Origin of the sequence: Collibacillus ludicampi (assembly GCF_023705585.1) — a bacterium.
GTDB lineage: Bacteria > Bacillota > Bacilli > Tumebacillales > BOQE01 > Collibacillus > Collibacillus ludicampi.
The window spans coordinates 26,145-46,590 of sequence record NZ_BOQE01000002.1 but is presented as its reverse complement, the minus strand read 5'-3'; the positions used below and the strand labels follow the sequence as shown (position 1 = coordinate 46,590).

General features: G+C 39.7%; 15 protein-coding genes and 2 riboswitches. Of the genes, 11 read left to right on the top strand and 4 right to left on the bottom strand.

Annotated features, from left to right (window positions below; all coding sequences use genetic code 11):
* Window positions 1–412 precede the first annotated feature (412 nt).
* The 4 genes from DNHGIG_RS20595 (at window position 413) to DNHGIG_RS20580 (ending at window position 4,575) form a co-directional block, all read left to right on the top strand.
* Window positions 413–613: a hypothetical protein gene (locus tag DNHGIG_RS20595; protein ID WP_282201539.1), complete on the top strand. Its 201-nt coding sequence runs from the start codon at window positions 413–415 to the stop codon at window positions 611–613.
* A gap of 37 nt (window positions 614–650) precedes the next feature.
* Entirely contained in the window at window positions 651–812 is a 162-nt protein-coding gene (locus DNHGIG_RS20590) for a hypothetical protein (RefSeq protein WP_282201538.1), read from the top strand.
* A gap of 848 nt (window positions 813–1,660) precedes the next feature.
* Window positions 1,661–2,551, top strand: a complete 891-nt coding sequence (locus DNHGIG_RS20585; protein WP_282201537.1) for a barstar family protein — start codon at window positions 1,661–1,663, stop codon at window positions 2,549–2,551.
* Window positions 2,552–2,721: 170 nt separating this feature from the next.
* Complete coding sequence (locus DNHGIG_RS20580; RefSeq protein WP_282201536.1) at window positions 2,722–4,575, top strand: P-loop NTPase fold protein; 1,854 nt, start codon at window positions 2,722–2,724, stop codon at window positions 4,573–4,575.
* 465 nt (window positions 4,576–5,040) lie between these two features.
* On the opposite strand, the gene DNHGIG_RS20575 is transcribed toward DNHGIG_RS20580, so the two are convergent.
* Window positions 5,041–5,709 (bottom strand): SOS response-associated peptidase, encoded by a 669-nt coding sequence (locus DNHGIG_RS20575; RefSeq protein ID WP_282201535.1) that lies wholly within the window; start codon window positions 5,707–5,709, stop codon window positions 5,041–5,043.
* A 99-nt stretch (window positions 5,710–5,808) separates the two neighbouring features.
* Here DNHGIG_RS20575 and DNHGIG_RS20570 point away from each other — a divergent pair, with 99 nt between their 5' ends.
* The 7 genes from DNHGIG_RS20570 (at window position 5,809) to DNHGIG_RS20540 (ending at window position 13,691) form a co-directional block, all read left to right on the top strand.
* A complete protein-coding gene (locus DNHGIG_RS20570; RefSeq protein ID WP_282201534.1) occupies window positions 5,809–6,021 on the top strand; it encodes a helix-turn-helix domain-containing protein in 213 nt (70 codons plus the stop codon).
* 527 nt (window positions 6,022–6,548) lie between these two features.
* On the top strand, window positions 6,549–8,117 hold the full coding sequence (locus DNHGIG_RS20565) for a type IV secretory system conjugative DNA transfer family protein (RefSeq protein ID WP_282201533.1): 1,569 nt from the start codon (window positions 6,549–6,551) through the stop codon (window positions 8,115–8,117).
* Window positions 8,038–8,817 carry a replication-relaxation family protein gene (locus DNHGIG_RS20560; RefSeq protein WP_282201532.1) on the top strand — a complete coding sequence of 260 codons (780 nt, stop codon included), beginning with the start codon at window positions 8,038–8,040 and terminating at the stop codon, window positions 8,815–8,817. The genes DNHGIG_RS20565 and DNHGIG_RS20560 overlap by 80 nt, the downstream gene beginning before the upstream one ends.
* Window positions 8,774–9,625 (top strand): hypothetical protein, encoded by an 852-nt coding sequence (locus DNHGIG_RS20555; RefSeq protein WP_282201531.1) that lies wholly within the window; start codon window positions 8,774–8,776, stop codon window positions 9,623–9,625. Before DNHGIG_RS20560 ends, DNHGIG_RS20555 begins: the two co-directional genes overlap by 44 nt.
* A gap of 635 nt (window positions 9,626–10,260) precedes the next feature.
* Window positions 10,261–10,344: riboswitch (cyclic di-GMP riboswitch) on the top strand.
* A 98-nt stretch (window positions 10,345–10,442) separates the two neighbouring features.
* Window positions 10,443–10,859 carry a hypothetical protein gene (locus DNHGIG_RS20550; RefSeq protein ID WP_282201530.1) on the top strand — a complete coding sequence of 139 codons (417 nt, stop codon included), beginning with the start codon at window positions 10,443–10,445 and terminating at the stop codon, window positions 10,857–10,859.
* A 476-nt stretch (window positions 10,860–11,335) separates the two neighbouring features.
* Window positions 11,336–12,505 (top strand): D-alanine--D-alanine ligase family protein, encoded by a 1,170-nt coding sequence (locus tag DNHGIG_RS20545; protein ID WP_282201529.1) that lies wholly within the window; start codon window positions 11,336–11,338, stop codon window positions 12,503–12,505.
* 85 nt (window positions 12,506–12,590) lie between these two features.
* On the top strand, window positions 12,591–13,691 hold the full coding sequence (locus DNHGIG_RS20540; protein ID WP_282201528.1) for an AbrB family transcriptional regulator: 1,101 nt from the start codon (window positions 12,591–12,593) through the stop codon (window positions 13,689–13,691).
* Window positions 13,692–13,847: 156 nt separating this feature from the next.
* Here the strand turns inward: DNHGIG_RS20540 and DNHGIG_RS20535 are convergent, their stop codons facing one another.
* From DNHGIG_RS20535 to DNHGIG_RS20525, 3 genes are all read right to left on the bottom strand, one after another.
* Complete coding sequence (locus tag DNHGIG_RS20535) at window positions 13,848–15,809, bottom strand: methyl-accepting chemotaxis protein (protein WP_282201527.1); 1,962 nt, start codon at window positions 15,807–15,809, stop codon at window positions 13,848–13,850.
* A gap of 222 nt (window positions 15,810–16,031) precedes the next feature.
* Window positions 16,032–16,119, bottom strand: a riboswitch (cyclic di-GMP riboswitch).
* Between the two features lie 1,545 nt (window positions 16,120–17,664).
* Complete coding sequence (locus DNHGIG_RS20530) at window positions 17,665–18,288, bottom strand: hypothetical protein (protein ID WP_282201526.1); 624 nt, start codon at window positions 18,286–18,288, stop codon at window positions 17,665–17,667.
* Between the two features lie 1,163 nt (window positions 18,289–19,451).
* Entirely contained in the window at window positions 19,452–20,369 is a 918-nt protein-coding gene (locus DNHGIG_RS20525; RefSeq protein WP_282201525.1) for an ATP-dependent DNA ligase, read from the bottom strand.
* Window positions 20,370–20,446: the final 77 nt, after the last annotated feature.

The window sequence follows — 20,446 nt, the reverse complement described above, 5'->3', positions numbered from 1 at the left end:
AACTATATCATAGAATAAAAGTGCCATTCTTACGAACGGCGTTTATCATCAATCTGAAGGTACTTTTTAGTACCTTTTTTTTGTTTCTCTTCACGCCGTTTCCATCATGTTTTATTCTTTACCTAGCGATACAAATTAACAATTTTTTCTAGTTTACCATAATGAAGCGGTTAAATTCCTAGCCAAGCAAAAGGGAGTGAGGTCGCGTGCGTAGTTAATAGTCGAATAGCTACGTACCGATTGGTAGACGATCTGTAACCAATCGATCTTTTTCCCATACATAGTAATGTTCAGATTATTTGACCATGACCATTGTTCCTGAACAGAGTTTCAAAACTCTGTTTTTTTATTTGTTCACGCCGATTTTGGGACGTAATACGATGTTGGCAAGGAATTGGAAAGAGGGATCATCATGAAATGGATTGCCAAAGTGCGTATCAATGGACGTATCCATACCCTGAAACTCTTGGACATGACGGAATGCATTGCCCGAAAACAGATGCAGCACTTGTGTAAACAGCTTCAAGCACAAGGGAAAAGGGCCAAATTGGTGGAGCTATTGCCGTTAGAAGACTCATGCGCTAGGGAACAACAATCCCCTAGCGTTAATTGATACACCTTAAATCAATATTAGAAAGGAGAATGGATACATGATTCCCTTGACCACGAAATCCAATCATAAAACATACTGGAACTACGTTTCTTCCGTTCTTTTCGAAGCTCATTGGGTGCTTTATCTCCTCTTGGATGGAACGATCCTCTTCCCACTGGTCGTTGATGAAACGCAAAAAAACGAACTCACGATCAAATAATATCGTACTTAAAAAGACATCTCGACTTAATGGAACAAGACAACGATCCGGAATTAAAAAAAAGAGAAGACGGACTTCGATTTTTATATGAGCGCTCGGGTTATTCATATCCGAAATGTGTTGAAGAATTTCTCGATCTTATAATTAAGTTCGAATGAAGGTAAAATGCAATTGGCTTTGATTGATATAGACCGCATACCAAAGCCAGAAAACGTATTGAACCTAACGAAGAGAGAGCTTCGGATATTGGAAGAGATACGAACTAACAATTAACTAACAGAATAAATCATGTAAAAACCTCTAACAAAAAGGATAAATCTACTAAAAAATATGGTATAATCTTGTCAAGGACAAGAAGTGCGGTGGTAGTAGCCACGGCGTAGCCCTGGGCAAAGGGGGTGATCGCCCTGGCTACTCTTGCGTTAAGTTACGCGATCCTCAAAGGAATAGCCACTCTATTGAGCCTGTGGTTCAGTGGAAGGAAGCTATATAGATGGATTCGCAGAAAAGTAAGCAAGAGAAAATCCACCGCGAGATAGGTTGGCAGCCTGCTTCGGTGGATTTTCACTAATAGGATTTATGCTCGCCGTGGCGGGTGACCACAGCTTCTGTCCTATGAGTCTTAGTCGCGGCAACGACTAAGACTCATTATTTATTATTATGCAGTAAATCTCTAGAATTGCATCGGAGGTTTCTTTATATTTATCATACCATTCAGTATAACCGAATTCAATTTTTTTGACGGATAACCCTACAAACTCTCTATACATTCCGGAATATGTAAATTATGAGTACCTAACTTTATATGTTTTTGAAATAAACGATCCATCGAGATCGGAGGGACTCGAATGAGTAACATGGCAATTATTAAAAACAATATTGACTGCCCATGTGGCAGTGGATTACTAATCCAACAATGCTGTATACCGGATGTTCTACCTATTACACTTAATACTCAGACCCGGATAAAATTAAACAGACAACGCATGGCTCAAGTTGTGGACGATTCTGGCAATCATTTAGGATTCATTGACTTGAGCCAACTTGGCATCAAGATGCAGGCTAGTCTAGGAAAGTATGAGCAGATTGACCCGGCCATAGAAAACGCAATATATCCCGCAGCAAAATTTCATGGAATATTGGATAAGCCTAAAGATTTCCAAGAACAATATTTCAAACACTTAGACGCCTTGTGGGATGTATTGCATGCGGTGAGATACCACCAAAGGAACTTTCTTTTTCGTTTGCGAAAATTGATAATAGAATACTCTGTTGATTTCTCAATGGTTCAGCCGGGCGAAGGGGTTGAGATTACATATGATGACGTTCCGCTTCGCTTGGAATTAGAGTCAATGATATTGCGGTTAATTAGCACACTAGACGTGTTTGCAAAAATCGCTGGAACTCTCATGGGGAAAGGATTTAATCAGGATAAGGATCTATGGAGTTACTTACTCGCAACGCACAAAAATAAAAATCGACCAGTCAGTTCAGCTTTGTACGAGATATACACGAAGTATTCGTGGATCCGCGACCTGAAGGGGATTCGAAATGCAATTACTCACGACGCGATCTTTCTTGGATATACCGGTATGAAGTTTCAAGACACCCTGTTCTCGATGCCTTACGTCAATGAATTAAAATCTGACCATTTTGCGTTTAGGGTATGGAAAGAACTATTACAAATGACGCGGGAAATTCTACTCACCGTGACGTCGAAATATGAATCGTCGTTTTAGAGGGGAAATGATTGTCTGTAAATACACTCTCTATTCAATGCTATGTTGATGCGAATGTAACGTTGTTTTTATGATGTATCTTGACCTCATAAGTTAACTTTGCAAGATATCCATCATCTGATGGATACAAGATACAGAAAAGTAAATTGCAAGACAATGGGGGTGGATTTGTGGATAAAGTGACAGCAGCAATTAAGGAATACGTTCAACGTGAAAGTACTGACTACGCCATTATGATAGACGGAGAATGGGGAATTGGAAAGACAACTTATTATCTAAGCCAAATTGCTAAATGGTTAGATGATAAGAAAGATTACACGTCTATATATATATCGTTATACGGTCTTTCTTCCCTGGACCAGGTTTCGAAGAAAATTCTGGCGGGGAGATGGGTCCCCTCGTTATTTAACAAGTTCGCCAAAACAAAGTCTGGGCAGTTTTCGACTGAACTGGGCTCTGCATTGGTTTCGACAGCCCTGTTAAATTTACCTCCAGAGTGGAAAATCGTTAAGATTCCAAAATTGAATATAGACCTTAGTAAACTCTTGCTTTTCGACGACAAGACAGTTATCTGTTTTGATGACTTAGAACGAAGCAAAATCAATGTTGAGGAACTATTTGGTTACGTCAATGGCTTTGTAGAACGGGACGGTTTAAAGGTCATATTTATAGCCAATGAAAAGGACATTCTAGCAAAACATGAAAACAAGGTGCGATATTTGGAGATTAAGGAGAAGGTAATACGTTTTACACTCAAATTCCAGTCGCATACGGAGACAATAATGCCAGAATTGATCAATGAGACGATCAAGAACGATCAGGATCTTCAAAATTTTTTATTGATTAATTCAGATCGTATAAGTAGTTATTGTAGAAGTGTCGGTGCTCTAAACATGCGAATGATTAAGCATGCACTCGAAATGTTTGGTTCAATCTGGGCCCATGTACACGATAAAGCTTCTGTCTCTGAAGAACTCAAATTTCGTTTGTTTTTCTTTACTATTTCCATAGTGAATGAGCACATGTCCGGCAAACTAGACGTTTCAAAATTTCAAGAGTACGATAACCAACAGTTCAAGCTCCTATATAATATGTTGAAGGATCAGCGAAATGAAGAAAATACGCATCCGATAATAATGTACGTTGATAAATACTTCGGCTATGAAGGATTTTCTTTTAGTCGTGCTATTATAGGTTATGTTTGTGACGGATATTTAGATGCCGAACTACTTAATGATGAAATTCGAACACTACTTGGTACAAAAGCTTATACCAGCATTGAAGATAGATTAATGTACGCACCATTATCGGAACTATCTGACAGAGAATTTGAAACGGCTATCACTCAAATATTAAATAAGGTGACTCAAGGGAAATATTCAGTTCATTTTTACTCACAGCTATTTCCTACAATGGCGTATTTCACACGTCTCGGGCTCATAAACACAGATTTGTCCAATCTTAAGAATATGTTTCTAGACGGAGCAAGTAGGGCATACGAGCACTCTAAGTACCTTAGATCAGAGTTGGTCGAGATTCGTAACACTCTAAATGCCGAAGGTCTCTCGCAAGAAGAAAAAAGGGCATATTTAGAACTTAAAGAGTTTGTCAATACACTGAATCTGAAGTTACGGGAAAAATTTCTAAAGCAACTAGCGACATCAATGGAACAAATGATGGTCAATAATTTCGAAGCATTTTGTCGTAAGATCTCGGACTATGAAGACGAGATAATGAACTACCCTGTTTTGAATCGTATTGATACGGAGTCGATTTTCAAACAACTCATGGTTTGTACAAATCATCAACTTTACCTGTTCCAACAAGCTATTGCTACCCGCTATAAGCATTTAGATTCTATGAAGGAACTCATGGAAGAAAAAGAAGCCCTTGAAAAATTACGCTCAAAAATACGTAACGTAACCAACAGTGTATCTCAAATTAAACTAAGCACATTTTATCTCAACCAAATTGCAAGCGAAATTGATATTGTTCTGACAAGAGACAAGTCTTTTAGCCCTTAAAAAAACAAACGAACCACGTAAGAGTATTTGCCTAATGAGGTTAATTACAAAGATAGAGGTAACCGCATGGGTGGACATAGTAAAAATGAACGTTAATAAGGATGAAGTGGATCATCAGCGACATACTGAAATAAACGCCTGTATGTACACCGAAAAGTTAACAGAACTCTATTGAGCCTGTGGTTCAGTGGAAGGAAGCTATATCGATGGATTCGCAGAAAATGGAGCAAGAGAAAACCCACCGCTAGATAGGTTCGGCCCCTGTCTCGGTGGGTTTTCTCCGTTTTGAAGATTCGCTCGCCGTGGCGGGTGACCACAGCTTCTGTCCTATGAGTCTTAGTCGTTGCCGCGACTAAGACTCATTATTATTTTATGCAGTAAATCTTTAGAATTGCATCGGAGGGTATCTTTATCTATATCATATCATCATCTATATCATATCATCCTGTATCGTTGAATTCAATTCTACAAACTCTTGATACATTCCGGAACATCATTCTTCACGTTCCCGACCATAGGTTGAACCGGATACGCAAACATCTCTTCTTCGGGATACGGTTCCAGGAGCGATTGCAATAGTTCAAGATCTGCCTTTTCCCGATCAAGCCAAATCCCTTCATCTTCTCTTCGTAAAATCACTGGCATACGGTCATGTATTTGTTCCATTAAGCCGTTGGGCTTCGTCGTGATAATTGTGCAGGAATGCACCTTTTGCCCGTCCGGAGCGATCCACGTTTCATACAAGCCAGCCATACCGAAAATACTCTTGTCCTTCAACATAATCCTCATCGGCTGTTTGCTTCCGTCTTCATTCCGTTTCCACTCATAAAAACCGTCTGCCGGTATGATGCAACGCCGTTTTTTAAAAGCATTCCGGAACGCCGGCTTTTCTTGAACTGTTTCGGCTTTTGCATTGATCATTTTATACCCGATCTTCTCATCCTTGGCCCACGAAGGAATCAGGCCCCATTTCAGTTGACCGATGCGTTTTTTCCTCTCATGGGCAACCACCGCTGTAATGAGTTGTCCTGGCGCAATGTTATATCTCGGTTGGTAATCAAACGGCACCTGGTCCACCTGAAATCTTTCGATCAAGGATTCAACCGGAACCGTAAGCGTGAATCGTCCGCACATGATAATCAACTCCTAGGAACAGTATAACCCTACTTCTCTATGTTTAAACTTTAGAAGAATTGTCCATCCTGCTAGTAGAAGAAAGCAGGAGGGATAAGGATGTTTTCTAGGAATGATCCTGGTAAACGTCTTAGGATGCTGATGTCTGAAAAGGATTTAAATGTAAATGAATTAGCGGATGCAACAGGATTGGCTCCTGAAACAATTTCTCGTCTTAGAACGGGAAAAAGTCGTAAGCCACAAATAGAAACTGCACGTCGAATTGCTAAAGTATTAGGGGTAAAAGTAAATCATATATGGCACGATCTTTGATATTATGCCTCTTTATCAGACTTCTGATAAAATTTAAGATTTTCTTTATGCATGTGTTATACATAAACCATCAGACATTCTATCATGGTTGATGTATAGTGAATGTCTGATATTTTCTTTAGAACTGCCCTTCGGGGCTTTTTTTGTTGGTCGAGGAAAATTGGACAAGCCCTCTCAATATATTTCTATAACAGAGCCGTTACCTGTATTACCACATGTCAATTAGACGATACCAACGTACTTGTCACGATACCATGTCTACTAACAAATTTCCCACATTCTCTCCAAAGACCGTTCCATTCTTTAAATTTGAGGCGATCCCATATTTCCGACACAAGACCGATAAATACTTAGTTTTAGTCTTAGCATAGTAGAGGTAGAGAAGTGAGGTTGTACGTGCGACTCACCCGTAAAGGAGGCGTGAAAATGAACGATTCACAAGACTTTGTTTTTATTGATGTTCGTGGTTCGGAGGTTACCGAGGATGACTGTTGGGAATGGATTCACCTTCTTTGGGAAGAGGAGGAATGAAAGGGGAGAACAGAATGGACCCGCTTACGATCAGTTTACTAAGCCCCCTTGTATCCGCAGCCAAGCCTTTGATCGGTTCAGGAGCCATCGGGTACACACTGTATCGACTGTTTCAGAATCAAACGCCCTACGATCATTTGAAACAGTATGTAAGGCACGTTCATATCATGGGCATCAATGGTTCCGGAAAGACCACGAAAGCCCTTGAGATTGCCCGATCGATTTTGAGCGATGTGCGCCGGCCAGGACTCCTCTGGATAGACACACACGGCGAATCTTCCTGGGACCTGGTCAAACTGGTTCCGGAAAATCGGTGGCAGGACGTGATCTGGTTCGATCCCCAAGCGGATCGCGTCGTAGGATTTAATCCTCTCCAAATGCCAAGCGGTGCTGATGCCGAAGCTGTTCAATCCCTCATCACTGGTGATCTCGTCGATCTCTTATCAGACCTCTACGGAGCCAAGGGATGGGGAGAGAATATCGAAGAATATATCATGAACGCCACCCTAGCGCTTTTGGAATACAGCCAACAAACACAGACCCCCGTCACTCTCTTAGACGTTCCACGCTTCATGCTTGATTCACAGTTCTATCGGACCGTTATGGATCACATCGACAATGTTGTCGTCCGTGACATGTGGGAGGACTTCTTCAAAAACCGCACCGAAAACGCAGCACAAAAAGAATTAGACCGCGCCAAACGGAAGCTGAGAAAGCCCTTGGCATCTTCATTTGTCCTAGAAACTCTTTGCCAACCCGAAGGAGGATTAATCCCCGAAAAAGCTATCGAGGAGGGGAAGATTGTAATTGCCCGTTTGACCCGGAATCCACTGGGTTCCGTCAATCAACGCCTCTTAGCCGGTATGCTAACGAGCCGCTTTATTCAGGCAGGGTTGAGCCGTAAACCTGAAAGACAAGGGGGAGAGAATAACAAGTTTTTTTATCTGTTTCTCGATGAGTTTCAGTCCTATATGAAAGCGCTAGGGGATTCGGTAGAGGAAGGTCTTGCCCAGCTCCGCAAGTACCGCGTCGGGATCTTTTTGATTCACCAGGGGCTATTCCAGTTAGAAGGCAAACCTTTTCTTCGCGCCGCTGTCGATCAAACGGCCACGAAATTCCTCTTTACCGTCGATACAAAGGACGGCGGAACCATCGAGAAATACCTGGGGGTGACCCCCGAACAAAAGAAAAACAAGCAAGGATATACGGCAGCACGGATGACCGGATTCCCGCAATTACGAACCTTGCATGTATGGTCAACCCCTCAAGGTCGCCATATGAAAGAGCAAACCGTTGAGTACCCAAAGCCGATCCGAACAGATGAAGAGGCCCGTCAACTCGTCGAATGGTCGATCACACAGTACGGGGAAGAACGGTGGAAAGTCAAAGAGTATCTACGAACGGTCTTTCAAAAGGATCTCAAAACCAATTACGATGGTGTGATCATCGATGTGGATGTAAAAGAAGGGAAGGGGGAGTCCCAAATTGAGACTGAACGAGAGAGACCTGCTGATACTTGGATCACTGGCCCATTTCCGCTACATGGAGACCTCACAGATTCATGAACTCGGAAACTATAAAGGGAAGCAATCCTATTACGTATGCAGGCGCAGGCTTCGTGAATTGGAGCATGAAGGGTTGATTCTCTCGCATCGTCCGTCCGCATATCGCCAAAAGGTCTTTTATCTAACGAGGGATGGGGCAGATCTCGTCATTCGTCACAAGGGACTCGATGAAGGTAGTATTCGCGTTATGAGGAAAGATAATCCAAAAATTGATCACTATCTTAAAATCGTGGACGTATATTTGAATCTCAGACACTTATCCTTGCGAAATCCACGCTACCAACTCCTCTCTTTTCAGACCAATGTCACGGAACGGATCTATGGCCGCGAACGCATTCATCCGGATGCCTTGTCCATTCTACAAGTGGGGGATAAAAAGATGGGTACATTTTGGGAAGTGGATACCGGTGAGGAAACCATACGCCGCATCATTCACGAAAAAGTAGAGAAATACGAGTCATTGGAACGATCCGGAGCCATCCAAAAACGATTTCCGGGTGCTCCCTTTTTCCCGATTGTAGTTCTCACATCCGGAAAAGAACGAGCTTTCAATCTCGAAAGACGCATAAAGGACAGTCAATCGAACAAAGACATTCGCTTTATCATTGGAGCCCATGATGACGATCTTGAAACCTTACTGTTTGGGGGAAGCCAACATGAAGCTCATCGTATGGTACGTTCGGCGGGAAACGAAAGCTAATCACATCTGGACGGTCGTCAAGATCAAAGCCTGCGAACATCACAAGCTGCTCGGCATCCTTGGGGCGATCTCCGTGTCCCTAGCGCTTCGAAGTCCGTCGATCGCCCATGCAGAGACACTCCATGCGGCGGCTCCTTACGATCCACAAGTCGTTCAAGCGACAAGAGACGTATTGGATGCGCTAGGAATGAATACGGAGGGAATGACCGGCCAACAGATCATGCAGGAGGCACAACGGTTTTCTTCTTCTCCGAAGGAATTACAGGCAGGGGGCTTTTTTTCAGGACTCGGAAAGATGATCGTCTATATCGTTAGGGAAAAAGCCCGTCAAAAACACCAGCAGGAATACGAGTTTGAAAAGAATCTGGAAGAGGAACTGAGAAAACAAATTTCGGAGCGGATCACGCATGACGATCCCCTCGATTATCCGGGCCTTTTGAAATACGATTCCTACCTTAAAATTCTGCGGAAATGCCGGACTCCAGCCGATCTGCAACGAATTCTGGATCATATTGAAGAATGGGGAATCCAGAGAGATGGGGTGGACGGGTTTACGTTGAATCAGAAGTTTAAGGAGCTGTATGAGGAAATCAGCCAAATACAGGAGGACATCTTGAATAAAAAGATCCATCGCATGGATGAAATTATGGATGATTTCTTGCACCGCTATAGACACTTTAGCCTTCCTTCAACGAATGAGTCATCAGACACTCTGATTATACCTAATCACTCGATAGTCCCCATATGGGACTTACCACAAGTTCCAATGCCAAGAATTTTTATGACAGAGATTCCTATCTCTCTTTAACACCACCAACAGTAAAGGTCATACTAACGACAAAAGATCAGTGATATGTTTTATAAACTTTTTCGTTACCTTTACATTAAATTAATTATGAAATAATAAATTTAGTATAGAAAATTTAGAGAGAGGGATATTTAAAGCAATGGGGGAAAAAAGCTCCATCTCTTCATTTTTGAACAATCAATTTTTCATGGGGGCTAGGGGTGGATATAGAATGGAACGTTGCTCGTTTCCAGGATGTAATTACGTGGCAGAAGTGGTTTTGAATCGTCATACCCTCGCTGAACATGGCATGAAGAAATCAGACGTTATAAAAAAATATGGTTCATTTACGGTCAAATTTTGTGTTCTCAATAAACGAATCAACCGATGGATACAAGAAGAAACTCCGAGCATAACCTATAATTCCTTCAATTTTTGAGTGTGAAATAACGATGAGCGACCTATCACTCCACAGTCCCCAATTGGGACTCAACACAAAATCCAATGCCAAGAATTTTTGTTACACCACTTTACAAAAACTATGTGTTTACGTTTGTTTACGAGGGATTGGTCCTGTAACATAAAAAACTAAGACTTGTATTTTGTCATATTTTGTATAAAAATAAGGGAAGAAATTTACACTACTAAAATCTAACCTCCGATAATGGCAAACCTGGCGAAAGCCAGGGACGCAAAGCTAGAGGGGCTACGGTCAATGACTATGCCAGCCAGTTACCGAAGAGGTGGAATAAAGAAATCCACCTTATGTAAGGTGGATTTCTTTACTTTTTCGAAAGCAATTAGTAGATCAAAATTAGAAAGAGGGAAATGTAAAGCAATGGGGGAGAAGAGATACAAGAATCGTTCGATGGTACATCATTGTTGGACGCATTCGGAAGTTGCCTTCATAAAAGAAAATCTTCATCACATGTCGATCCGGCAACTTTCCATGTCTCTAGGGCTTCCATTTTCAAGTGTTCGGCGTAAGGTTGATCAAATAAAAAAAGGAATTATAAAAACAGGTGAACATCTCAGCCGTAATCCGAAAACTGATACCATATTCTCGGAAGTGGTGTTTCTTTACTATCTTCGTGTTATGGCCCGAGAATGCAAGAAAAAAGGTATAAAGCCGGATGTCTCTTCATTTCTTGATGAATATCGAAACTTAAAAGGGGAATTAGAAGCAACCCCCATAGCAAAGACAATCAAAAAACAAATGAATCGATTGGATCGTTCGTTTGAAACCGCTCTTTAGCGCTTTTTTTCGTGCGTATTATAAAATCGAATAAAAAAAGATGCGGTATGGCTTACCGCACTGATGTCATGCTAGATGGATGATTCGCTTACACTTCAATATTTTATGCTTCTTCGACAAAAATTTCAATATATCGACAAACTTCGACATATTATGTCGATGCAAAAAAGACCCTCAAAGAGGATCTCTTTTGCACCAAATTGGTGTGACTAGTCAATGCATCATAACCGAGAACATTTCTATTATAACCATCTTCGCTAGACGACCTGTTTTAGCAAAGAAGGAAATGATCAGGGATTCCTATCGCATAAGGAAAATTTATATATAAATGGTTAATATTATAATTAATTGGGTAATGATACAAATATTCAACGAAAATTAACAAAAAATCACATAGTATTTAACAAGATATTGATATTCTATTTATTAAATAGAATATTAATAAAATATATATTTAGATAAGAGGGTGATATTTTATGTCAAGATTTGGACGTTATAGTTTTTTTCAGCTTCCTGACCTTATGGAAGAGATACGTAAACATTTACGAATTGCTGTTGTGTACGGTGGGGACAGTAGTGAGGAAAATGCAGTCATTAATAAGACACGGAATTATAGATCATGGAAAAGTTATAAGACAGTAGCATATGATATTCAAAATGCTCTTCGTGAAAATGGATTTCAATGGGTCACTATTTTTCCAGATGATATGTCCCTTATCGATAACCTGAAAAAAGAACAAATACAATTCGTTTGGCTCAACACTGGTGGGGTTCAAGGAATTAACCCAATGTCACATACGGCTGGAATATTAGAAATGTTGGGTATCCCGTATGTTGGACATAATCCAATCAACGCAACTTTATTAGATAATAAACATATATTCAAACATTTATTACATAGTTACGGGATCCCAACCGCTCCATTTGTCACCTGGGATGGTTCGAAAGGAGACTTTCTACCATCTGCCAACGAGGAATTTCAAAATACCTTTGCCAAATATGACGGCCCATTTATTGTTAAACCGGTATCAGGAAGAGCTTCTTTACATGTTCATTACGTTGAAAAACTCAGTGATTTAACAGTGAAAGTAAAAGAAGTATATAATCAAACTCATAATCTTGTCATGATTGAAAAATATTTATCGGGTAGGGAATTTTGCGCCTCTGTATATGGACATGTACAGTATAAAGAGGGTCAATTCTTTAAACATCCAGATCCTCAAGTTTTTTCTGTGTCGGAACGTGTGTTTGAACCAGGGGAAATGATTTTTACTTCTATGGATCAAAAACAAATTAGTGAAAAAAGGGTAACGTTGTTAAATGGAAAGAAAGAAGAAAAACTTCTATCTGATATTGTTCAAATCACACAAAAAGTTTATGAAGCATTCCATTTATCATCTCTGATTCGATTGGATATTAGAGCTGATGAAAATGGAAACTTGAATATACTTGAGGTTAATCCGAAACCGGATTTGAAAAGACCCGCTGATAATATAACCAGTATCGTTTGTCTCGGACTAAAGGAAATGGGGATCAATTATAAAGACTTAATTACTGGTATCTTAGCGGATCGTATAGATAAGTTATTATCCAATGAAGAAGTGAATCTGTTTCAATTTCATCATTATAAAGGTGTATCTGCTTAAAGTTAATCTTATCGAAACATAGATGGTGATAGTGACATGCACAAGATGTGTATGTCATTTATTTTCTATAGAAAGGAATTTATTCATGTTAGAACGATCTGTCCGAAATAAAATATTCCTGCTTTTACGTACAACGTTGTTAGCACTTATAGGAGGAGCGATATTTACTTTCATACATATACCCTTGTCCTGGATGCTCGGCCCATTAGTATCAACTATTTTATGGAGTAAATTAACAGAACGTACCTTATATTGGCCGTCTTACTTGAATAAGATTGGCTTAGCCATTATCGGCTATTCAATTGGTATTTCTTTTACTTATCCAATCCTACAACAGATCGTCTTACAATTACCAATGATGTTACTCACTACAGGGACAATGGTGCTTTTTAGTATACTCATGGGTTATGTGATCGCAAAATGCTCAGAAGCTCATATGTTTAGTGGAATCCTTGGATCGATACCAGGTGGACTGATCCAAATGGTTGCATTAAGCCATGAATTGAAAGAGACAAATGAAGCAATTGTAACTCTTATGCAAACCATACGTTTAATGTCTGTGATTTTTATCGTTCCGTTTCTCGTAGTCAACAGAATTCTTGTACATTCAAATGTGAATGACAGTATGGATTTGACAATGATATCAATCCATAATCTACAACTTTCATGGATTCATTATGCAATTTACTTCGTAATTGTAGTGATTGGTTGTTGGGGAGCGGTTAAACTTAATCTGCCAATTCCGTTTCTTTTGGGTTCAATGCTTGTCACTGCTTTACTTGTACTTGTAAATTTTCAAGCACCACAACTCCCCAAATGGATGACTTATCTCGCTCAATTATTTATAGGTACAACAATGGGACTATCGATGAATCTGAAATTTAATAAAAATTTGGGGTTATTAGTGTTACTCACCGGATTATCGAGTATTGGATTAATTGTTTTATCATTCTTGGCCGGTAAATTTATATCTTTCATTTATCCCGTTTCTCTTATAACAGCTTTTTTGAGTACTGCACCAGGCGGTATTGCAGAAATGGGAGTCACAGCAATGGAGGTTCATGCAAATTTATCCGTAATCTCGGCTTATCAACTATTTCGATTGTTTTTCATTTTATTTATTATTACCCCTTTTTTGAAGTGGTGGTTTCAGAGGAGAAGTCTTCATGAAGCTAATAAAGGTTAAATCAAGATCGTCATTGCCTTATAAGATTTCATAACAACGCCTCGTTCTTTTTTAAAAGAAAAATTATGCGCCTTTCATAAGGCGCATAATAAGGAAATATTACAATGTATTTATAACCAGATAGAAAATGTCGAAGTTAATGCGAAAAGCAGTATTTCACATTTTAAACCTTTCGACTGATTGCGATAACTCGATTGCTAATTTGGATAATGTAGACGCAGAAGCACTGATTTCTTCCATTGAGGCTAATTGTTCTTCAGCAGCCGCAGATACATTTTGGGTTCCTGAAGCAAATGTTATTGCTATTTCTTTTATATTTTCCATTACTTGAACAACCTTTTCTGAACCTGCTGCCATTTGCTGTACGGAAGCCGATATTTCTTGAATTTGATTGAACACATTAGATATAGATTGTTGAATCTGACTAAACGATTCATCAATCTTCTGTACGTTTTGAATCCCGTTAATAACCTCTTTTTCACCTTCCTCACTATCATGAATTACATCGTTGATTTCCTTTTGGATTGTGAGAATGACTTCTGAAATTTGTTGAGCAGATTGAGCGGACTGCTCCGCTAATAATCTTACTTCATTCGCAACAACTGCAAAACCTCGACCTTGTTCACCGGCTCTTGCTGCTTCAATAGCTGCATTCAATGCAAGAAGATTTGTCTGATCAGCTATATTGGTAATAATATCTACAATCTTCCCAATCTCAGCAGAATGAGAACTGAGACGTTTTACTGCTTGATTTGTCTTATCGACAATAGTACTGATAACATTCATTTCATTGACCGTTGTTTGGATCGCTCGATGCCCTTCTTGAACCACTGAATGAGCCTGTGATACGGATTCAGAAACATTTTGCGCGTTTGCAGCTATTTGTTGGATATCTATTACTAAGTTATTCACTGTTTGAGCTGTCTCTTCCGTATGCTGTGCTTGCTGCTCAGATCCTGTTGCTATTTCCTGTATGGTATATACAATATGCTCCGTTGCTTGGCTTGTTTGTTCTGCACTTGCGGATAATTCTTCTGATGAAGCCGCCAATTGACTAGATGTATCAGACACCCCTAATATAATAGACCGAAGCGATTCGACCATAGAATTGAAACTATGGCTTAATTTGCCTAATTCATCGTTGGATTTTATATCTATCGTTTCAGTTAGGTCTCCCTGACTTATTTTTTCTGACGCGTTGATTAATGTTTTCAACCGGAGGGTGATTGAGCGAATGAAATAATAAGCTAAAATTGCGCCCAGAACTACAGATATGGCAACTACTATAAATGTTGTATGATAGATTGGTTTTGCCGCATCAGTGACTTCATATGTATACATGGTACCCGCAATTTTCCAACCGGTTAGTTTATTTGTTGCGAAAAATAATTCTTTTGTAAGACCGTCGGAACCCATATACTCGAATATTCCAGATTCCTGTTGAAACATCGGATCTATTTGTTTAAATGAGGCAGATCCGGTTTTCAGAGTGGGATGAACAACAATTTTTTTATTTTGATCTACAATAAATGCATATCCTTTTTCTCCGATATTCGCAGTTTTCACTGCATTCATCAACGTTTCCAACTTGAGGTTCACTGCTATGACGCCAGATCCATCATAAATACTTCTCGCTATAGTGACGACGAATTCATTTGTAGAAGGATCTGGGAAGGGATTAGTAACTATAACTTTCCCCTTATTATCCATAGCCTGCTGATACCATAACATTTTTCTGGGATCAAAATTATTTGGTAACTTTAATTTAGGAGAATCAATAAAAGATCCATCTGAAGTTCCTATGAATATACTTTCCACTTCTGAATGAAGGGACTTATATTGATCTAGTAATCCTTTCATCTTATCATCTTGAATAGAGTTTGCTGATACTTGCCGAGATAGTAAATCAATATCTTGCATTTTAGAACCGATAATGAGGTCAACATTATGGTTAAGAAGAGCTACGTTTTCGTTCGCACTTCGTAATATCTCATCGCTCACCTTCGATTCTGCTGTTTTATAAGACAAAGAACCAATTACAAGGCTAGGAAAGAGTAAGATTACCAAAAAAATTAATATTAATTTGTTTTTGATACTAAAATGAATTTTATTCTTCACCCTAAACCCTTCCTTTCAGTTACCTTATTTAATCTGAAGTTGGTATTATTAGCTACATAGTGTTTCACCAACCTTCGTAATAAGATTTGTGAATGAAATTAAAATGGCAACCTCTTAAAATTTCAAGGTTGCCATATATATGAGAAAGAGACTTTTTTCCAAACCGGATTCAAAAATTGATAATCACAGATTTAGGATCAAAAGTTTCTCGCGCTATTATATAACGGCAACCCGGCGGTCATAGGCTTTACTTACCCGTAGACCCGTGGCTTTGCGTCCCAGCATTTCTACTGGTTTGCCCTTAATACTATTATATTTTAAATTGTTGGGAAGAGATTACCATATTTAAAATTATAATGTTATTTGTATAAGTTATTTGAATATCTTATGTATATTTAGTTAAGCCTGATATACTGTATAAAATGGTTTCTCGATCATTAGGGATTTAAGAAGGAGATCCTCTAGTGATATACACGAATAATAACACTATACTGAAGAAATACGAAGCAGGCTGTTCACAGAAAACAGCGCATTCCTCCCACGCCTAAATGCGTGGGAGGAATGCGCCATTTCTTCCACTCCTTTCTACATTGAGTGATTGTTGTTGAGATTCCTGATGGAACACCGATTGACCGATGTATTGGTGTCGTGCGGGCCTCTGACCATGCCGACCACAATGCGGCTTGCGTAATTGTAAGTCGAGCTGCCATCATACAGCCATACGCGGTGTAGCGTAAGCTATAACTGCAAGCCCACGGCTTTAGCCGTGTGGTTTATGACTTGAAACATTCTCCATGTCGGAATGAAGTGATAATAAGGATTGTGCTAGATATAATAATTTATTAATAAATAATCAATGTAGACTACACATTCACTTATTACAATGATTACTGGCGTTTGAATAGATCTCCCATATTCTCACATCAAAAACCACTAGTAAAAATATACTAGAGGAGCGTGGTATGAAGCAAAAGGAACTTGCGGAATGAAAAGGACAGCGCACAAACGTGATTAGTGATGGTTAAGAATACGAAAGATTGATCCATCATCATTCAACCTCCCGTACCTACTATAGACTCTTACGTTTTTAGACGTAGGGGTCTACTACTTTTTTGAGAAATCCTAAACATAACTGCGCCCGAACACGCTTTATCGAAACTTCGGGGGAAGACAAACCAATGAAAAAAAAGACGCAGTCGTAATGACCACGCCTTAATGAGGAGTCAGTGGTATTATTATATCTTACATTTGTGGATTAAAAATAGAATCTGACGTGAATAGTTGCAAAATTATTTTTAAAATTATAAAATATTGTTGCCATCCCGAATACCTTTATTTTGCCCCTATTTCTCAAATAGGGGGTTTCATTTCTTATCATGTCTATGAGGTAGAGAGTAAGTAGGAATAAGTCTGCAAGACTTACGTTAAAGTCTTTCCTCTATAAAAGATCATTACAGGTAAAAATTCAAAGTTAAGTACCCTCAATAGATCCTCTCAGAAGCCATATCCTACAAGGGATTTCCGGAAACTATCAAATTCAAAAAAACGACAGACCTCTTGCTAGATTTTGCTTTTCATACCGATCTGCCTTCATAAAAACGACAAATGAGCTTCACAAAAATTACATTCTAATTTTTGGCCTTCAGTAAAATGACAAATATCATTCAGCTATATGACAATCTGTATGCAAGAAAAAGACAAAAGGGGTACTCAGAAGCGAAAAAGACACAAAAAAGGGAGCACTCCCACATGGAAGTAGCTCCTTCTGATGTGTTCTATGGATTTTTAGGCACGCCAAAACACACCATCCGTGGAATGGTGTTCGAACCCAATTTTTGTTATTTGTTTTTTAAAATTAGAGTTGTGCTACCAGATCATCAATCGATGCTTGCAGGTAAGCACGCGGGTATTGCACCGGATCTCCGTTGGCTCGTTTTTGAGCCAGTGTAATTCCGACCAGCCGCGAAAGCTGGATCATTTGATTCTCGTCGATCCAGTTTTCTTGGCAATAGTCATAGATGAAGCGAATGCAGGTATTGATAAAACGCCTGGATTCTTGATGCACGACTCGGTATGTACGCTTCGTAGCTTCAAGCGAATCTTTTAGATATTTGGCGATCTTACCTTTTGTGTTGCGATGTTTCACCTGTTCTTCACTGGCCAAGACTTTCACGATCGGTTTAAAAATGAACGTCTCACCATTGGGGCCTACTTGAATCACATAAGTGATGACATCCTTGAGCAGTTCCAATTTACGCTTGATACGGCATAGGAACGAGCCCAGGTATCTCTTCATTGAAACTTTACTGTAGTGTGCTTTTGCGTCTTCATTGCGTAGTTGGTCCAGCACTTGCAAACCGAAGAGAATGACATCAGCTACGTGATGACGCACACACTTCGCCAAGATCGAAATAAACTCTTTGGGGATGCGAAAATAAGAGCCTTCCTTCGCACGTAGAGGAGCATAGTCCGCGATCATGTAAAAAGCTCCTTCAACGTGGTAGACGAGTCCGGCATCAACTAGGTACCGAAAGCCTGTCCAGATCGTTTGCCTGGGGATCTTGGACATACGGGACAGTTCGGAATCGTCCCTAGCGAATTCGCCGGTATCTCCGTCGCAGATGAAGTGTAAGAGGACATAGACCGCGATAGCACTCGCGGGGAGTTTAAGAGCAGGAAGTTTTTGACGATTGAAAGTGAAAAATTTAGGGCCATCAAAATGGTATTTTTTTATAGCCATTCTTGTGGCTTATTTGCCGAAAAAAGATTGCACAAAGCCAATCCCTGTGGTATTCTTCTAATTGAAACCACAAGGTTGATAACAAGCGCTCAACTGGTCTGCCAACCAAAGCGCTTTTTCTTTATTACTTTTTCGGCTTAAAGCCTTTCCTCCTTTCATGGGGGACTTTTTTTTTTGCTCTTAGCTTTTTAGTAGTTTTATTGTGATCTTGATCTTTTTTGGTTTTTTCTTTTTTCTCTCTATCTCTTAAAAAATAAAAAGCAGAGCGCCGATCTGTTCACCGTCGCCCTGCCTGATTTTTTTTATCGTCAGGAAGGAATTCAGAAGTTGATGTAGAAATATCTACATACAACTTAATAACCGACGGTGTGTGTCGGCTATATCTAAAGTCACCGTGGCGAGCGGTGGCTTTAATACTTTCTATTCGCTATGAATTTGCCAATTCCTTCTCGCTCTACGTTGAATTTTCATAGTTCGACAAAATGTTCCTTTCAGGAAATCAAGGATTGCCTTCAAAGAACATAAATTCATAAAGTTCATCATAAGGATGGGAAATATAGGGTTAAAAAACTCATATTAGCATAATATTTTGAATTATAATAATAACAATATATTCTTGATTGGTCGAAAGGGTGATCTGAATGCGAATTAGTGAAGCCTTTCTGCATATAATCCGTGAAGCGAATGGTGAAATCCATCATACACAATTCAGGAAATGGGAAGCGCAGCTTCATCAAGCGGGACTCATTGAATACGTTTGGAAAGGAGAAGAGGGGAGTAAGGATTGTTATATTCGTTTGACCGAAAAAGGTAGATCTCGACTACAAAAAATAAACGTATAGTACTAGCCCATATCTGTTTCTAAGATATGGGCTTTTGAGCATGAAAGGGAGATATTCTGTTTAAGATACCCATTTACAATCTTCCGGGTTCTTGTTAGGGAGAAATCTTTTAAAAGATGTGATCCGTAAATTGTGATTTTCTGTTCGCTCCAAATACTGAATTTCGCAACAAAGCAAAGGTTCTACCCATTGAACACCATTTCGATCTCTGAATGTGTGTATTTGCTTCGCGACTCCTAAAAAAGCTTCCTTTTCCTCTGGTTTAAAGCCAAACTCCACTGTGGCAACCGGCTTATACGAGATAGTTGGAAAATGAAGTCCGACAATGAGTCCGAAATTCGGTTTTAGACGGTATCCCAATATGACTGCATCGATCGTACGGAAATTCTTGATTTTAACCCACTCTGAGCTTCGTGTATCCAAAAAATACTGTGATCGTTTATGTTTCGCTACAATACCTTCCCAATGGTTTTGTTTCGTCCATTCCAAGAGCCAATCACCGATCTCATCGACAAAAAGGGTTGATGTGATCACATCGCTAGGCTCAATGATTTCCTGAAGAATTTGCTTTCGTGAGATCAGATCATTTTTTATGTGATCCGTACCAATCGAATAGAGGACATCAAAGGCGATTAATGTCGCCGGCATTTGCTCGCTTGCAACAGCGATTTTAGCCGGATCTGTTAAGCGACCGCGATAATTAAAGTCATCAAAGATGGTTCGTCCGTCCCGATAACAAACGCCTTCACAATCAATAATGGCTTCGTTAACCTTGATGGCATCTGCAGCTGCTTGGAACTCCGGAAACCTCTCTGTAATCCGGTTCCCATGCCGGGTGAAGACTTCGATCTTTCGACCTTGCTTATGTAGAAGGCATCTCCATCCATCTGCCTTTAGTTCATAAAAGTAATCTGGGTTTCTGAGATCGAACGTCTTCTGCATGGAAGCTAACATCGGTTTGATTGGTTGGAAAAGCACAAGCACACACCTCGCTTGTGTATTTTCCCATGTGGAGAAATTGAATTCTACAGGGGATGAATGGAAGGAAAACCAAC

What these genes read in the sequence shown, in the direction of transcription:
- DNHGIG_RS20585 (WP_282201537.1), top strand. Translation starts at nt 1,661, where the DNA reads ATGAGTAACATGGCAATTATTAAAAACAATATTGACTGCCCATGTGGC.
- DNHGIG_RS20595 (WP_282201539.1), top strand. Translation starts at nt 413, where the DNA reads ATGAAATGGATTGCCAAAGTGCGTATCAATGGACGTATCCATACCCTG.
- DNHGIG_RS20570 (WP_282201534.1), top strand. Translation starts at nt 5,809, where the DNA reads ATGTTTTCTAGGAATGATCCTGGTAAACGTCTTAGGATGCTGATGTCT.
- DNHGIG_RS20555 (WP_282201531.1), top strand. Translation starts at nt 8,774, where the DNA reads ATGAAGCTCATCGTATGGTACGTTCGGCGGGAAACGAAAGCTAATCAC.
- DNHGIG_RS20565 (WP_282201533.1), top strand. Translation starts at nt 6,549, where the DNA reads ATGAAAGGGGAGAACAGAATGGACCCGCTTACGATCAGTTTACTAAGC.
- DNHGIG_RS20550 (WP_282201530.1), top strand. Translation starts at nt 10,443, where the DNA reads ATGGGGGAGAAGAGATACAAGAATCGTTCGATGGTACATCATTGTTGG.
- DNHGIG_RS20540 (WP_282201528.1), top strand. Translation starts at nt 12,591, where the DNA reads ATGTTAGAACGATCTGTCCGAAATAAAATATTCCTGCTTTTACGTACA.
- DNHGIG_RS20545 (WP_282201529.1), top strand. Translation starts at nt 11,336, where the DNA reads ATGTCAAGATTTGGACGTTATAGTTTTTTTCAGCTTCCTGACCTTATG.
- DNHGIG_RS20530 (WP_282201526.1), bottom strand. Translation starts at nt 18,288, where the DNA reads ATGATCGCGGACTATGCTCCTCTACGTGCGAAGGAAGGCTCTTATTTT.
- DNHGIG_RS20590 (WP_282201538.1), top strand. Translation starts at nt 651, where the DNA reads ATGATTCCCTTGACCACGAAATCCAATCATAAAACATACTGGAACTAC.
- DNHGIG_RS20575 (WP_282201535.1), bottom strand. Translation starts at nt 5,709, where the DNA reads ATGTGCGGACGATTCACGCTTACGGTTCCGGTTGAATCCTTGATCGAA.